At 41.2% G+C, this 15,086-nt stretch carries 14 protein-coding genes; 4 read left to right on the forward strand and 10 right to left on the reverse strand.

All coding sequences use genetic code 11. From position 1 onward, the window contains the following. Positions 1–58 precede the first annotated feature (58 nt). Complete coding sequence (locus AC4IFO_RS05075) at positions 59–1,075, forward strand: linear amide C-N hydrolase (RefSeq protein ID WP_490732337.1); 1,017 nt, start codon at positions 59–61, stop codon at positions 1,073–1,075. Between the two features lie 66 nt (positions 1,076–1,141). Here the strand turns inward: AC4IFO_RS05075 and AC4IFO_RS05080 are convergent, their stop codons facing one another. The 9 genes from AC4IFO_RS05080 to AC4IFO_RS05120 form a co-directional block, all read right to left on the reverse strand. Further along, positions 1,142–2,626, reverse strand: a complete 1,485-nt coding sequence (locus tag AC4IFO_RS05080; protein ID WP_490732339.1) for a TolC family protein — start codon at positions 2,624–2,626, stop codon at positions 1,142–1,144. After that, a complete protein-coding gene (locus tag AC4IFO_RS05085) occupies positions 2,626–4,494 on the reverse strand; it encodes an FUSC family protein (protein WP_490732341.1) in 1,869 nt (622 codons plus the stop codon). The genes AC4IFO_RS05080 and AC4IFO_RS05085 overlap by 1 nt, the downstream gene beginning before the upstream one ends. Further along, a complete protein-coding gene (gene mdtN / locus AC4IFO_RS05090) occupies positions 4,481–5,521 on the reverse strand; it encodes a multidrug transporter subunit MdtN (protein WP_226693951.1) in 1,041 nt (346 codons plus the stop codon). The genes AC4IFO_RS05085 and mdtN overlap by 14 nt, the downstream gene beginning before the upstream one ends. A gap of 3 nt (positions 5,522–5,524) precedes the next feature. Beyond that, on the reverse strand, positions 5,525–5,806 hold the full coding sequence (locus AC4IFO_RS05095; RefSeq protein WP_226693952.1) for a YtcA family lipoprotein: 282 nt from the start codon (positions 5,804–5,806) through the stop codon (positions 5,525–5,527). A gap of 595 nt (positions 5,807–6,401) precedes the next feature. After that, a complete protein-coding gene (locus AC4IFO_RS05100) occupies positions 6,402–7,538 on the reverse strand; it encodes a Gfo/Idh/MocA family protein (RefSeq protein ID WP_490732344.1) in 1,137 nt (378 codons plus the stop codon). A gap of 11 nt (positions 7,539–7,549) precedes the next feature. Continuing rightward, positions 7,550–8,614 (reverse strand): sugar phosphate isomerase/epimerase family protein, encoded by a 1,065-nt coding sequence (locus AC4IFO_RS05105; protein ID WP_490732346.1) that lies wholly within the window; start codon positions 8,612–8,614, stop codon positions 7,550–7,552. Continuing rightward, positions 8,611–9,687 carry a Gfo/Idh/MocA family protein gene (locus AC4IFO_RS05110; RefSeq protein WP_490732348.1) on the reverse strand — a complete coding sequence of 359 codons (1,077 nt, stop codon included), beginning with the start codon at positions 9,685–9,687 and terminating at the stop codon, positions 8,611–8,613. The genes AC4IFO_RS05105 and AC4IFO_RS05110 overlap by 4 nt, the downstream gene beginning before the upstream one ends. Further along, positions 9,680–10,939 carry an MFS transporter gene (locus AC4IFO_RS05115; RefSeq protein WP_490732350.1) on the reverse strand — a complete coding sequence of 420 codons (1,260 nt, stop codon included), beginning with the start codon at positions 10,937–10,939 and terminating at the stop codon, positions 9,680–9,682. The genes AC4IFO_RS05110 and AC4IFO_RS05115 overlap by 8 nt, the downstream gene beginning before the upstream one ends. 27 nt (positions 10,940–10,966) lie before the next feature. Beyond that, positions 10,967–11,884 (reverse strand): GNAT family N-acetyltransferase, encoded by a 918-nt coding sequence (locus AC4IFO_RS05120; protein WP_490732352.1) that lies wholly within the window; start codon positions 11,882–11,884, stop codon positions 10,967–10,969. Positions 11,885–12,153: 269 nt separating this feature from the next. On the opposite strand from AC4IFO_RS05120, the gene AC4IFO_RS05125 reads away from it, so the two are divergent. The 3 genes from AC4IFO_RS05125 (at position 12,154) to AC4IFO_RS05135 (ending at position 14,400) form a co-directional block, all read left to right on the forward strand. Next, positions 12,154–13,134, forward strand: a complete 981-nt coding sequence (locus AC4IFO_RS05125; protein WP_490732354.1) for a LacI family DNA-binding transcriptional regulator — start codon at positions 12,154–12,156, stop codon at positions 13,132–13,134. A gap of 336 nt (positions 13,135–13,470) precedes the next feature. Continuing rightward, on the forward strand, positions 13,471–14,046 hold the full coding sequence (locus AC4IFO_RS05130; RefSeq protein ID WP_490732356.1) for a DUF2239 family protein: 576 nt from the start codon (positions 13,471–13,473) through the stop codon (positions 14,044–14,046). 24 nt (positions 14,047–14,070) lie between these two features. After that, positions 14,071–14,400: a GIY-YIG nuclease family protein gene (locus AC4IFO_RS05135; protein WP_490732358.1), complete on the forward strand. Its 330-nt coding sequence runs from the start codon at positions 14,071–14,073 to the stop codon at positions 14,398–14,400. A 59-nt stretch (positions 14,401–14,459) separates the two neighbouring features. On the opposite strand, the gene AC4IFO_RS05140 is transcribed toward AC4IFO_RS05135, so the two are convergent. After that, on the reverse strand, positions 14,460–15,038 hold the full coding sequence (locus tag AC4IFO_RS05140) for a histidine phosphatase family protein (protein ID WP_490732360.1): 579 nt from the start codon (positions 15,036–15,038) through the stop codon (positions 14,460–14,462). Positions 15,039–15,086: the final 48 nt, after the last annotated feature.

A 15,086-nucleotide genomic window follows, 5' to 3' on the forward strand; every position in this document is an offset into this window, starting at 1 on the left:
CAAGCAGCATGGTTAACTGGAGGGTTCTCGCTCATCATCTCTATAAGAGGATAATAAAATGTGCACCAGCTTATCGATAACAGATAGTCACAATAATATTTACCAAGGGCGAACATTAGAATTAACCGAAGACCTTCCCTCTTGGGTCACGTATTATCCTGCCAATACATTCTTTCAGAAAAAAGCCCCAAATGGAGAGAATGGCATTAATTACACATCTAAATTCGATATTCTTGCAATAGCTACCGAAGTGTATTTTGATGGTGATAACCAGAATATATTCCAAGGGTTAAATAGTGCAGGATTAGCCTTTAGCGCTAATATGATATCTGAAGCTGAGCTGGCACCGATTAATCCCGAAAAATATTCGCTCTCATTGCCTGTTACCTCATTAGGTGAATGGGCTTTATCCCTTTTTTCTCATGTTGATGAAATTAAAAAAGCCGTTGAAAATGGCTACTTTTGGTCTCCCGTTCTGGTTAATTTTAGAAATTTAACATCACCATTCCACTATGCTTTTTATGATAAACAAGGTGGTAGCATTGTTGTTGAGGCAGTCAATGGCAAATTACAGGTTTTTGATAACCCTACCCGCGTTATGACTAATGGGCCTGATTTTCAATGGCATCTAAAAAACCTGAATAATTATAGCCAGTTATCAAACCTTGATATATCAACAAGCATGCTGGGTAATATTCGTGTTACTCAGCCTGATAGCGGTATTGCAACGTCAAATCTTCCTTCGTCAGATACTTCTGTTGGGCGTTTCGTTCGAGGAGTTTTTTACAGTACTTATGCACTGAAAGCCGATAACGCAAAAGAAGCGATGATGACACTCGCACATATTATGAATAATTTTGACCGTACTAAAAATATGACCGTTGATAATATGGGGGAAGGCGAAGGAGCTGCGGATCGTTTGCTTTCTGAATATACGGTTTGGAGCTGCTTATCTGATTTATCTAACGGTGTAATGTGTATTAGAGGCTATGGTGAAATGAACTATACTCAATATTCACTGAGCCAATTTAGCGGTGAAGGAAAGCCTATATTTCAACAACTTGATATTTACTAATTTAAGTTATCATTGCAGAAGATAATCTAGGCTCAATTATCTTCTGCATGTCATAAACCAAATAAGCTATTTAATAGCAGCACCTTCATACTTTGGCATAGCCTTTTCAATTTCACCTAATGCAAAGGCTAAATCCACAGCCGCAATAACAGAGCCTGTATAGGAATCAATATGTGCAAGCTCTGCGGTTAATAATGCAATTTCCGCAGCATTTATTTCAGTCACCGTTCCTAAACCATTTTTATAAAAATCAACACTCGCGGTATAACTTAGTTGGGTTGTTTCGACTAAGTTTTTCGCGGCTTTATTGGCCTCGATCGCTGATTTTAAGGCATTTTCGGTTAAACTCATTTCTCGAATTGCTACTTCTTGGCTTTTTCGCAAATTCTCTTGGGCAATAAGAATATCCGACTGGGCGTTCTTCATCCGTGCCTGCCTTATCCCTCCTTCATAAAGCGGGATGCTGACACCGATCAGAATATTTGAGGATGAAGAGCTCTGGTTAATACCCGGTAGCCCTTGTACATCTAAACGACTGTTCCCCCCCGCGACTGCGCCCGCTAAATAAACTTTGGGAAAATAATCAGATTCGACAGATTGAGTCGTTTTCATAGCTGCCAGTGATAACTCATAGTTAGCGAGTACATCTGGTCGTTGGGCTAACGCATTTCTGATCCTTTCATGGGTCAATGGTGCAATATTTTCAGGCAGGACATCGTTGTCATTATATTGAATATTAATCGTTTTAAGTGGGGACATGCCTATGCTAGAAAGTAATAATTGGTATTGATCTCTTTCTTTTCCCCTCGCTAATACATTCTGAAACTCTAATTGTGAGACTTGCTGTTTTGCCAATGCAACATCCAATACGGTTGCTAGCCCACGTGCTTTCTTTTGTTCTACAGCATACAGTATTCGTCGACTTCGCTCTAAAGCGTCATCCGTTATTTTTGTTTTTTTCTGTGCGGCCCCATATGCATAATAGGCAATGGTCACATCATGAATAATTTTTTGATGAAGCAAATTAAAGTTCAAATCAGAGGCTAAAGAGGCATGTTTGGCAGCATCAGCGAGTGCGCCTCGTTTGCCAAAATCAAACAATAACCATTGAAACGTAATCGCAGGGATAAAAACATGATTAGAAACATCAATTTTATCGACCAAGTCATTATGAGGAAGTTTTAATGTTCCCCGTTGATAACCGCCCAAGGCCGTTGCAGTTATCACTGGTAAATAGGTGCTTTCAACCATTCCCACGTTGGTTGCAGCTTTTTTAGCGAGTTCCCAAGCAATGCGTGTCTCTGGGTTATTTTTTTGTGCGACATCGATAAGGCTTGCTAAATTATACTGTTCTTTAGATGGTTCGTTATGTTCAGCATATAAATTCTCTTCGGGGGATGAAATATACTTGTCAGTTTCATATTGTAGAGGCTGCTGCGCTTTTTCCATAAATGAACGGCTTGTATCAACACAACCGACAAGAAAAATACTGAGTATCGAGATGAGGATAACGCGTTTTTTTGCATATCTCATTAATGGGGTCATTGTCATTACTTCTCGCTCACTAGTTCTTTAATGACTTGCTCTTTTTCTTGAGCTGATAAATTTGAAGGTATTGCATTTAACACAGCATATTTCAAATCACTGGCGGATTTTAAGTTTGTATTCGAATCAAAATGGCCTTTATGGTTGAAAGCAATAAACTCAGATGAATAATTATGGTAACTCTCTACCGAAACGTCAGTTAAAAATTGATTAAAGAAATGCGTTAAGGCCCCCCCTTTATCTTTAAAGTGGGTTTCAAACATCAATAAATTAATATCATCTTTTGTTTTAATGACGCCCTCATTTATTGCCGCAACCAAGCTGAGAGCCTCTACATTGTTATTATAAGATTTTAATTTAAGTGCAACATAATTATCTAGAATATTTCTAATTTGCGAGTTAACTGCGGTCATGATAGACACTGGCCACACTTTAGTGAACATAATGTACATCACAACATTACCTAATAGGATGCCAAGGATCCTATCGGAAGCAACGTCCATATCATAGCTCGGTTTAAAACCATGAAGAACGGTTAATAAAAAAGCCAGTCCAACTTGAACCCCCGCATAAGATATACGTTCATTGCCCGCGGCTACCCATGCAGCAGGTAAAACACAGAAGAAGATGAGTACCATTAAGCTAAAAATATCGGATAAATGCGGGATGATATACACAAGAGAAATAATGCCGATTAATGCACCAATTAAACACCCGATAATACGCAGTGTTAACTTATGGACAGTTTCACCGACTGAAGTTAATGCAACAACATAGCAAGTGATCATCGCAGTGTGGATCCCCTGCCATTCAAAATAATCATAAAAGACGTAGCATATTAGTGCAGCACAGGTTGTTTTGATGGCGAAATATTTATGGTTTGGATTGGTAAATGCATCTTTAACAAAAAAAGAATTTTTAACTTTAGGGTCATTAATCACTTTATTTTTAAATAAGATATCCTGAAAGTCAGCCAGTATCTGTGAGTTTTCAAGATGGCTACTTTTTTCGTTTTTCAGCGTTTCCAGCTGTTTAATTTGATTATTTTCCAAACATTGTGCAATAAATTGACATTTTTTTGCGAGTAATTGGCGAGTTTCCGCTGAAGTATCATCCGGTAAATTTAAGGACATGATCAGTATTTCATAGGAATTATCAATTATGCTATCTAGCCACTGAATTTCTTCTTTTCCTTTAAGAAAAAAAAGCTTAATTAGCATTAGATCCCGCTTACATTCAGACTGTGTACTTAAAGCGTCAGTGATGTTAATTGAATACGGTACTTTTCCTAAAAAGAATCGGCTTGCATCCCCAAAGCGTTCAGCCAACTTATTCATTAATAGTTTTTTGGGGCTAATGCCAAAAAAGTAATTAAAAATAATCACCAATAACATAGGGGATACAGCCATTAACAAGGCATATAAAAGCCCTCTTGTCGCCGCATCACCAAAAGGAACATCATCAATCAGAGTCATTAAAAATGCGATAACAAGCGCAATTAAGTTACCGATATCCCCAAGGGTGCTCGCTGAAGATAAATACATAAATAACCCTGAGAACAGGGCCATAAAGAAAAAACGCAGCATGACATTTTGGATGGTGAGGTTAAATAATATAAAAATCATACAAACGGCAATACTGCATAGCACCATAACACCCACACACAACAGAATGTTTTCAATCGCATTTGTTTTAACAAGGTAGATAATCAGGTAGCAGCTGATCGCCGATTCTGGAATTTCATATAACATTGCAACGCCAGCCATTAATGCACATAGCAAGGCGATACGCCATGTCGTTGCAAAACGAAACTTAGATGGCAATAAATCTTGTTTTATTTGTTGAACAACCAGCAACGCTTTAGCAGTCATCATCTTGAGATACAATAGTAACAGTGGCTGTGGCACCAACCCGCATCAGGTTTTTCGGTGGGTTTTCTAAAATGACTCTCACAGGGAAACGTTGCTCAACACGTACCCAATTTAAAGACTTGGGCACATAAGGCAAGTCTCGAGGTATATTCAGCAAGTCGGTAGACATTACCCCCCAGCCAGCACCTTGTACCCGACCTTTAATCGGTTGCTTGTTATTAATCATTGAATAAACAACTGCGCAACGACCCATTTGGATGTTGTCTAGCTCAGTTTCTTTAAAATAAGCGGACACAAACCATGTTTCGGTATCAATGAGTGTAAAAACGGATTGCCCTGAAATAACAAACTCACCAGCGGACATTGTTAGCCCAACAATATACCCATCACTCGGTGCTTTAATTTCTGTGTTACCTAGTTCCCACTCTGCCATCGCGAGGGATATTTTTAGTGACTCAACAAGTGCTTCTTCAGATTTTGTGTTATTAATTAATGCTTCTGACGCGACATTTTGCTTCTGAGCTTGCTTTAAGCTGACTTCTGCATCGCGTTTCAAGGTGCGCGCATCATCAACTTGTTGAGCGGTGACAAAACCTTTTGCTAACAAGGGTTCTAAGCGTTTTAATGACTGAGTTGCGAGAGCAAGGTTAACTTGTGCACGTTTTATTTGTTCTTCAGCGACTTCTGAATTTGATGTTTCGGCGACAATAATCCGCTTCTTGTTACTTAATGCCGCTTCAGCAACGAGTAACTCAGATTTAGCTTGGTTCACTCGTAGAGCATACATTGTAGGGTCAATGGTAAATAGCCGATCGCCTTTTTTAACTTCCTGATTTTCTTTAACATAAAATTGGCTTACACGCCCTGGAACGACAGAAGAAATGTTGATTTTATTCGCCTCAATCACAGCATCTTCACTTAGTGGATTCAGAATCGATGATTGTAAGCTTTTCCATATCAATAGTAATAAGGCAACAAATACACCGATTGATATGATGATGGCTATCTTTTTTTTATTTTTTATATTCATAATTTAATGAGAAAAATAAAGTAAGGATACGGTAATAGAGATTGATAACAAAACAGCAAAATAAAACATAAGAGGAAATGGCAATTTATCATCAATTTCTAAATAAACGAGAATAACACGCAATAATATAGCGCCAACTAATCCAATTAAGACACATAACATCCAATAAGGAAAATAAGCGCCTAACATAGGAAAGAGTGGAGAATGTCCTTGGCTGCATCCCATTAGCAATAAGGATAGCAAGCTCACACTGATAATATGGCGATATTTTTTAATTAAGCTCAAGATAACGCACCTATCATATTATGATTAATTAACTTATTAATTAATCATTACTATAACTCTTTTTACATAATAATCGAATGATAAATCGAAAGTTTATTAACCCTATAAAATTAAGCAGAATAATGGGATAACTCGCCCATTTAGCAATGTCTACACTACGGTAGCCACATAAGTTTTAATTGGTGGTTATTAAAATTTAGCTTATGTGTATTTTGGCCACGATACTTAATTAAGCTGACGGGTAGGAGATAACATTGGCCGAACTCATTATTTATGAATTTCTATTGGAGATCATGGTGTTTTTTTTGCTTTTGGAATATTGGTCGCTCGAATACATTTTAGGCTTTTATTCAGTTTATTACTGGGATACACCTTATACTCATATGTGCGGGCTCGGCCTGCTCATCGCCTATGTCGCCTCGTATTGAACAACTCGCTGTAAATCCTTACTCTTTAGGCCTCAGTCACTTTGATAAGCTATTGAGACCGTTTTTAAAATAATGAGGTGACTTCATATTTTTGAACGGCCATCTTTTTAGCAGAATGCAAGAATTGACGCAGTCCCATGTGAATACCAGACCACACGTACCTGTTGTTATGAACAATGATATTCTGTGAAATCAATCCACTGCCCATTGTTATCATGACTTCGTTTTGCAGCATCAATAAACGCCATCCCCTGTAGCCCAGTTTCAATCCCTGGTAATAGTGGTGATGCCGCGTCACCTTCGCGTAAACACATCGCGGCTTCACGATAAATCTGTGCAAAACCTTCTAAATACCCTTCCGGATGCCCAGCTGGCACTCTCGCCATAATACGATTATCTTCACGCTGATTCATTGACCCTCGAGTCACACAATATAGAGGCGAATCAAGCGGTTTTAACCATAATTGATTAGGCTCTTCTTGGAAAAATGTGAGGCTTCCTTGGCTACCATAGATGCGTAGTCGGAGCCCATTTTCTTCACCACAAGCCACTTGGCTCGCCCAGATACGCCCTTTTGCCCCATTGTGATAACGCATTTGTATACGCACATCATCATCTAACACTCTTCCCGTGATCATAGATGATAGCTCAGCGCTAATCGCCTCTGGCAACATCCCCGTGACGAATGATGCGAGTTGCCACGCATGAGTACCGATATCGCCAATGCAGCCTGCCCCCGCCTTTTGTGGGTCGTTACGCCACCCCGCTTGCTTGTTTCCCGTATCTTCTAATCGTGTTGCTAACCATTGCTGCAAATATTCCACTTCTATATAACGAATTTCCCCTAATTCTCCAGCCAATATTCGACTGCGAGCCTCGCGAACAAGGGGATAAGCACTGTAATTATGAGTGAGGATCAGTTTCCTGCCCGTTTCACGCACCGTTTTGGCAAGTTGCAAGGCCTCTGAGTATGAGGTACACAGGGGTTTATCGCAGATCACATCGATACCCAACCTCAAAAATTCAGTCGCAATAGGCGCATGCAGATAATTTGGCGTAACAATTGTCACAACATCAATACCATCAGCACGCTCAGCCTCACGTTGTGCCATTTGTTGGTAACTGGCGTAACAACGTTCAGGAGCGAGGTGTAACTGTTGCCCTGTGCGTTTACAGTTTTGCTCATTCGACGAAAAAGCACCCGCGACTAGCTCAAACTCATCATCCATACGAGCCGCTAATCGATGTACTGCGCCAATAAAAGCACCTTCTCCGCCACCAACCATTCCGAGCTTCAGTCTCATTGTGTCATCCTTTATTTATCACTTTCAATCCCAAGTAATGCTCTGATTTGCTGACGATTAGTGTCTACCGCAGCAAAATCATCAAATGCATGCTCTACCGCAGGAATAATATGATTTGCTATAAAACTAGCCCCTTCTTTCGCCCCTGCTTCAGGAGACTTGAGGCAGCACTCCCACTCCATCGTGGCAACGCCTGAAAAATCATATTGAGTTAATTTGCTGAAAATAGACACAAAATCAATCTGCCCATCACCTAATGAGCGAAAACGCCCTGCTCGCTCAATCCATGGTTGGTAACCGCCATAAACACCGCTGCGCCCATTTGGCGTATATTCCGCATCTTTGACATGGAACGCACGAATACGAGTGTGATAACAATCAATAAACGCAAGATAATCCATTTGTTGTAGTAATAAATGGCTTGGATCATACAGAATATGACAACGTGGATGGTTGTCGACTAACCCAAGAAAACGCTCAAATGTCACACCATCATGTAAATCCTCCCCTGGATGCAGCTCATAACACACATCGACACCACATTCATCAAACACATTAAGAATAGGCAACCAACGCAGGGCAAGTTGAGCAAACGCCTCTTCAAACAATTGGGCATTATGAGGCGGCCAAGGATAAAAGTAGGGCCATGCTAGCGCTCCTGAAAACGTAACATGGGTTGTGAGCCCTAAACGCTGGGAGGCTTTGGCCGCTTTGATAAGCTGCTCCGTCGCCCATTGCTGCCGCTTTCGTGGGTTCCCCCTCACATTCGCAGGCGCAAAACCATCAAATACCGAGTCATAAGCAGGATGTACTGCAATCAACTGCCCTTGTATGTGTGTCGATAATTCACTGATTTGGACATCATATTGCTGCAACATGGCAATCAACTCATCGCAATACGTTTGACTGCTTGCAGCCAAATCTAAATCAAAGATGCGTGGGTCAATAGTCGGAACTTGAATTCGGGTAAAACCCAACTCTGATGCCCATTTTGCAAGCCCTTGTAATGAGTTAAAAGGGGCTTTCTCGCCAATAAATTGTGCCAGAAAAATGCCTGGACCTTGGATAGTTTTCATGACTCTCTCCCTAAAATCACGGTACGTTGCGTACGCACAGCTTCATCTGCGGCAAGGACAATTCGCAAGCTATTAAGTGCATCCTGTAAATGCTGTTCTAAAGGCAATTGCTGTGTAATGGCTTGAATAAAATAACGTTGTTCACTTAGGCACAGTGCTAAATGGTCTGGTTCGTCTTGGCAGTCAACCCAGCGGTCGGGGTGCGTAAAAGCATTGTTTTTATCCAGCTCAGCGTAGTGAATACGTAAAGAGTCCGTGCGCGTATGTCCATCAACATTATCACTATTCCCTTCACCATGGCGTGCCATAATCGAAACCGCACCCCGTGGGCCTATGACATCTTTAATGAAATAAGCCGTTTCGCTTATCATCGGCCCCCATCCTGCCTCATACCATCCAACAGAGCCATCATCGAAACGAACTTGCAGTTGGCCGTAGTTATACATATTTTCAGGTAATTCATCGGTCAATCTAGCACCGATTGCGCTGACACTCACAGGCTGTGCTTCGGTCATCTGACACATCACGTCCAAATAATGAACGCCACAATCAACTATCGGAGAAAGTGACTGCATCAGGTTACGGTGTACATTCCACATCTGACCATGACTTTGTTGATTTAAATTCATCCGCATGACTAATGGCTTGCCTAAATCATGTGCTAAATGAATAAATTGTTGCCACGAAGGGTGATGGCGCAGGATATACCCTACAACAACTTGCCGCTGGGCTTGCTTAGCCGCAGTAATAACCCGTTTAGCGCCTTCAACCGTTGTTGCTAACGGCTTTTCAAGAAACACATGACATCCCGCTTCAAGGGCTAATAATGCATAAGCTTCATGAGTATCAGGGTACGTGGTTAAGCAAACAGCATCAGGTTGCGTTTCTTTTAATGCATGTTCGTAATTATCAAACGTCGCATATTCACCACCTAAATGTTGATTGAGAACGTCTTTTGAATCACCGCGAGCCACCAGCCCGCAGATATCAACCCCCTCCATTTGGTGATAGGCCTCTGCATGAGAGGCCCCCATGTTGCCACAACCAACGACTAAGACGCGTAAATTAGCCATCGAGTTTCTCCTTGGCGGGTTGGTCTTTATAGTTGAATGTAAAGAAGAAGAGCGCGGCAATCAGTAATGCACCAATCGCTGGGTACCACCAGAAACTTTGCCATTGTGGCAACGCAGCGGCACCTTCAGTCGTCACAATGCTATTGAATAACATGCCACTGATTTGTGAACCTATTAACATCCCCACACCGTAGGTAAACAATACCAACAAGCTTTGTGCCTGACCTTTGACTTTTTCGCCTGCAACTTTATCGGTATAAATAAAACCAATCACAAAAAAGAAGTCATAACACATCCCATGCAGGAAGATACCAATGTAAATCATCCAGCGTAGTTCTTCTGCTATCCCCAACGCGAACATCACATAGCGTAAACACCAAGACAGCATGCCGATAAGCAGCATGACTTTAATGCCAAGACGAGCAAAAAAGAATGGGATCAATAGCATGAACAGCAGTTCTGACATCTGCCCTAAAGACATTACACCGCCGACATTAGTAAACCCTGTCGCCGCAACAAATGGCGCCGCATAAGCGTAGTAAGCCGCCAATGGAATAGAAATCAGCATTGCACAAATAATAAATATTAAGAAATGACGCTGTTTAAGCATGGCAAACGCATCTGCGCATAACAAATCACGCATCGCAACAGGTTTGCCCCGTTCTGGTGCTGGAGTATGCGGTAATGTAAAGCTGTAGATGGCTAAAACGAGTGAAGCCGCTGCCGCCAATGTGAAAATTTCTATGCTGTCGGATAACCCCGTAGAGCCAACAATCAGCCCTGCAACTATCCAACCAAAGGTACCGAATGCACGCACAATCGGGAACGCTTTTTCACTATTAGGTAAACTGTAAAATGCAACGTTGTTACTAAGAGCAATGGTTGGCATATAGCAGAGCATATAACCAAAGATTATCCATAACAGCCCACTATGATCACCTGTAAAATAGCTTGGGATCATCCATAACAAAATAGCGCCGATGAGGTGCAACACACCTAACACTTTTTGTGAGGCAAAAAAACGGTCAACAACCATTCCTAATACAAAAGGAGATAAAATAGAGGCTATCGGCCCCGTTGAATAGGCATCACCAATAATGGCAGATAACCCGTATTTCCCCATGACAACGCCGAGCGTGACATACCATGCCCCCCATACAAAAAATTGTAGGAACATCATTAATGCCAGTCGTGGCACTACCCACGCATGGAGAGTATTTTTGCCCCCTTGAGCAAGACTATCTGTACCCATAAGACCCCCATTAATTTCTATTTTTTATTAGCCACTTTCAGGTAAAAAGGACGGCATAACCACGCCGCTTGGTTTCTGCGCAGTGCCTTTAACTTGCGCAAAATGTAATTCACAAATTCTGCCTCCCCATTGGACTAATGCTTGGCACAGTGCACTTCGCTCCACAGGAACGAGAACCACTGGCGTCGCGCCACGATGATGTTTGTCCAACATCCAACCCAGCAAATCCAGCGCCACTTCGTCACGATAACTGCAACCCGGCCCTAGCATTCTTGATGCGGGGTGTGCGATAGAGGCGAGATAACCTTCAATCCGTTGATGACGCTCCCAGACGGCAATTCGCCATAACCCACTGGTGTCCTTTAAAAAATATTCAATATCTCGCTGACGCTGAATACCTAATACGTCAAATTCCAACTGTAAAATAGCGGGTAAGTCTTCGATTCGTGCATCACGCACAATGCCTTCAGTTAAACGCGGGAAATTCACACCTTGGGTCGGCACAGAAATCGCCATGTCTTGGTAAACCGCATAAGGTGTAAAACCACCACGTCGATAAAGAGAATAAGAATCAAGATTTAACGCACTGGAAATTAAGCGAATGGGTAAATTTCCAGCCAACTCATCCGCCTTGGCGAGTAATTTTTTTGCTATCCCTTTCCCAAAAGCATCAGGATGGACATTCATTATCCCAAGACCCAAATGCGTTTCGCGTGGGTGAAAAAAACAAGAGCCAAGAATAGTCGATTGGGAATCACAAGCGACCCAGTGATAACCCGCATCAAGTTGTTGATACACATCAACAAATAAATGACACTCTTCTGGTGCTGACTGAAATATCGCGCCTAAGCCATGCTGCTGGTACCAAACATTCGTTGAGTGGTAAATCAAACGCGCGATTTCACTCCGATCCGTAGGCTTCGCAACCTGTAGTTGTATATCCATTCATTACCTCTCATGTTTTATTGTTTATAAAATGAGGCTTTTGATTAAATGGCAGCTAAAATTCAAAATGAAATCGATTACATTTTTACTGAAATCGATTTCATTTATAAAATATAATCAAATAGTTTATTTCAGCAACTCGCTAAGTGTTGTAAAAATGACCTAAAAGATAGATTTGCAACCAGCATCACAAATTACTTGTATCAATCGTACTTTTCATCACGATGTTGCATACTGTGCATGGCAATAGACAAAAGGAAAAATGAACGATGTCGATAGAAAAAGTAGCGAAAATCGCAGGAGTCTCTGCCGCAACGGTTTCACGTGTATTAAACGATCAACATATTGTAAAACCTGCAACTCGTGAAAAAGTACTTGCCGCCATCGCACAATGTAATTATCAGCCTAATTTATTAGCCCGCCAACTGCGTACCTCCCGCAGTCGCATGCTCTTAGTCTTGGTATCGAATATCACTAACCCCTTTTGTTCATTAGTCGTTCGTGGTATTGAAGAAGAAGCAGAACGCCACGGATATCATATTTTATTATGTAATTCTGAATCCAACCCAACCCGCGAATCTGCTTACTTGAGTTTACTCAGAGGAAAAGTTGTTGATGGCGTGATTACCATGGATGCCGTGAGTTGCTTACCGGGACTTACTGATATGATTGGTGATTTTCCTTGGGTGCAATGTGGTGAGGGGGATCCTGAATTTCGCGCCTCCTCTGTTACTATCGATAATTCACAAGCTGCCATAGCGGGTGTTTATCATTTGGCAGCAAAAAATCGCCAACGCATCGCATTAATTAACAGCGATATGCGTTACCTCTACTCACAACAACGAGAGCAAGGGTATCGAAAAGCACTTGCCGAGCTTGGCCTTGAGTATTGTAAAATCGAATATGTGGATGAACTAGATTACATTGCTGGCGCCCAAGCAATGGAAAGGTTGCTGCAAAATGGCCAAAAGCCAGATGCCATATTTGCAATTTCCGATGTCATTGCGGGTGGTGCAATGAGTGTTTTACATCAACAGGGTTTGCATATTCCCAATGATATCGCTGTGTTAGGGTTTGATGGTGTGCCTTTCGGTGATGTGACCATTCCCCCACTAAGCACCATTGTGCAGCCAATGCATCAATTTGGGACCCGCAGTGTCCAATTACTCCTCAATAAAATTAAGCACCCACAGCTTGATGACTGCCATGAAATTCTTGATTGGCATTTAATTGAGCGAGGTTCAACGTAAACTACGCCTTCAATTCCTTTCTTACCATCAAGATCAAAATATTGAATAAAAACATCGTTACTTCAATGGCAACATGCTCAAAACTTGCCTCAATAATTCAGCGTAGGCTTTTGGCTCACACCAATAGAATACAGGCAATCATAATCGCCCCTTGCAGCGTTATTTGCTAAGTAATTCATACGGTAATCTAAACTCCAAATAGCTCAACGCTATGCTTCAATATCATCAAAACATTGCATTCATGTTCACGTCAAAATAAATTTTACCCGGGTATAATTGACAAATGTGATAAATTAGGCAAATATATTTTTACCCTGATAAAAATAGGTATTTAACATGAGTGTGAACCTCACTGCCTTTTCGCTTAGCCAAAAAATTGCAGAAGGAACGCTGAGTGAAATTATTACCACAATTAAGTGCAAAACCGATATTTCAGAGCCTATTTTTATTTTCAATGATAAGACAGGCACTCGAATAGAGGTAAATTTTGAGTTTGCTAACGCGTCTATTTTAGCAATGACGCTGCAAGCATACCCTGAATTGAAGCCACCCGCTGATGTACAAGCCCCCCCTTTGGTTGAAAAATCTAGAGGTCGGCCAAAATTAGGCGTTGTTGCAAAAGAAATAACGCTTTTGCCTCGTCAGTGGGAATGGTTGTCCACACAACCAGGGGGCGCATCCGCCACAATACGACGTTTAGTTGATGAGGCTAAAAAGTTAGGCGCTGATGAAGATAACTTACGGCGCAAGACAGAAGCTGCCTATAAGTTTCTTTCAGAAATTGGCGGCAACTTACCAAATTATGAGGAAAGTTTGAGAGCGTTATTTGCTAACCAGCAAGCGGCCTTCAAAAAGATGTCTGCAACGTGGCCCAATGATATTCGCCAATATGCGCTGAAACTTGCATTCTAACCATCGTTTATTAAGTGTAACAATATGAATCGAAAAGAATTAAAGCAAAGCTATAAAGATGCGCCTTCAACCGCTGGGGTGTATTTAATTAGAAACCAAAATACAGGCATGATCCTCATGCAATCCGCTAAAAACCCCAAGGGGATCATTAACCGCCATATTTTTGAGTTGAAATATGGTCAGCATAGAAATGCCCAGCTACAACAAGACTGGAACTCTTTTGGTGAAAATGCATTTGAATTTTCTATTATAAAGACAGTAAAACCCGATGAACTTAATATAAATAATGCGTTAGATGAAATGTTAGCAAAATGCCGAGAAGAGTTTAGCGTGACTGAAGATAACTCATATTAACAGTCGTTATTTATGAGCAAACGCCATAGCCAATACCTATGGCGCCGAATGTCGTTCCATCAGAGCGAGTTTGAACACACGTCAGAAACATGATTCAAGCCTTGCTGAGTATGCTCAAACGTTATTTTCGTTGCATTGCTCTCACGATTAATTCTTAAAACATAAATACTATCAAAATCCGAGCCTTTCCATTTTGGGATCTCGTCAGGGTTTCCCCCTTCACTTTTCATTATATTTTTTGCTAACTTGACTAAATTATCATGTTCCCAAGCGAGGTAAATAACTGAGTTTTCATATTGCGGACTCAATAATGCTTGTTGTAATTCCTTCGTTTCTTTAGCGTGGTAATTAAGATGAATAGGCAATGATACTTTGATGGCTGTTGGTGTGATGGTTTGTACTGCACGTAATGAACTACCTAATTTATTCTGTTTTGGCGCAGAGGCAAATAACGCATCAGGCTTGCCATACTTAGAAATAAGCACATCAGGTAATGCCAATGCACGATTAAGCCCCTTACAGGTTAACTGCCCACTGTCATTATCTGGTTTTTCACCATGTCGGACTAAAACAAGGGTTTGTGAAGAATATGCTACAGTACTAAATAACAGCGTTAAAAATACTAAGGCATGGCGCATCAGCTTGACCTTCAAATGAATAGTAATGTTTTTAAACTATAGTATTTA

The sequence above is a fragment of the Providencia sp. UF-224 genome, from assembly GCF_058245955.1.

Bases quoted from the DNA above. Each gene is read 5' to 3' on its own strand.
- AC4IFO_RS05075 (WP_490732337.1), top strand. From the start codon at position 59: ATGTGCACCAGCTTATCGATAACAGATAGTCACAATAATATTTACCAA.
- AC4IFO_RS05080 (WP_490732339.1), bottom strand. From the start codon at position 2,626: ATGACAATGACCCCATTAATGAGATATGCAAAAAAACGCGTTATCCTC.
- AC4IFO_RS05085 (WP_490732341.1), bottom strand. From the start codon at position 4,494: ATGATGACTGCTAAAGCGTTGCTGGTTGTTCAACAAATAAAACAAGAT.
- mdtN (WP_226693951.1), bottom strand. From the start codon at position 5,521: ATGAATATAAAAAATAAAAAAAAGATAGCCATCATCATATCAATCGGT.
- AC4IFO_RS05100 (WP_490732344.1), bottom strand. From the start codon at position 7,538: ATGAGACTGAAGCTCGGAATGGTTGGTGGCGGAGAAGGTGCTTTTATT.
- AC4IFO_RS05105 (WP_490732346.1), bottom strand. From the start codon at position 8,614: ATGAAAACTATCCAAGGTCCAGGCATTTTTCTGGCACAATTTATTGGC.
- AC4IFO_RS05110 (WP_490732348.1), bottom strand. From the start codon at position 9,687: ATGGCTAATTTACGCGTCTTAGTCGTTGGTTGTGGCAACATGGGGGCC.
- AC4IFO_RS05115 (WP_490732350.1), bottom strand. From the start codon at position 10,939: ATGGGTACAGATAGTCTTGCTCAAGGGGGCAAAAATACTCTCCATGCG.
- AC4IFO_RS05120 (WP_490732352.1), bottom strand. From the start codon at position 11,884: ATGGATATACAACTACAGGTTGCGAAGCCTACGGATCGGAGTGAAATC.
- AC4IFO_RS05125 (WP_490732354.1), top strand. From the start codon at position 12,154: ATGTCGATAGAAAAAGTAGCGAAAATCGCAGGAGTCTCTGCCGCAACG.
- AC4IFO_RS05130 (WP_490732356.1), top strand. From the start codon at position 13,471: ATGAGTGTGAACCTCACTGCCTTTTCGCTTAGCCAAAAAATTGCAGAA.
- AC4IFO_RS05135 (WP_490732358.1), top strand. From the start codon at position 14,071: ATGAATCGAAAAGAATTAAAGCAAAGCTATAAAGATGCGCCTTCAACC.
- AC4IFO_RS05140 (WP_490732360.1), bottom strand. From the start codon at position 15,038: ATGCGCCATGCCTTAGTATTTTTAACGCTGTTATTTAGTACTGTAGCA.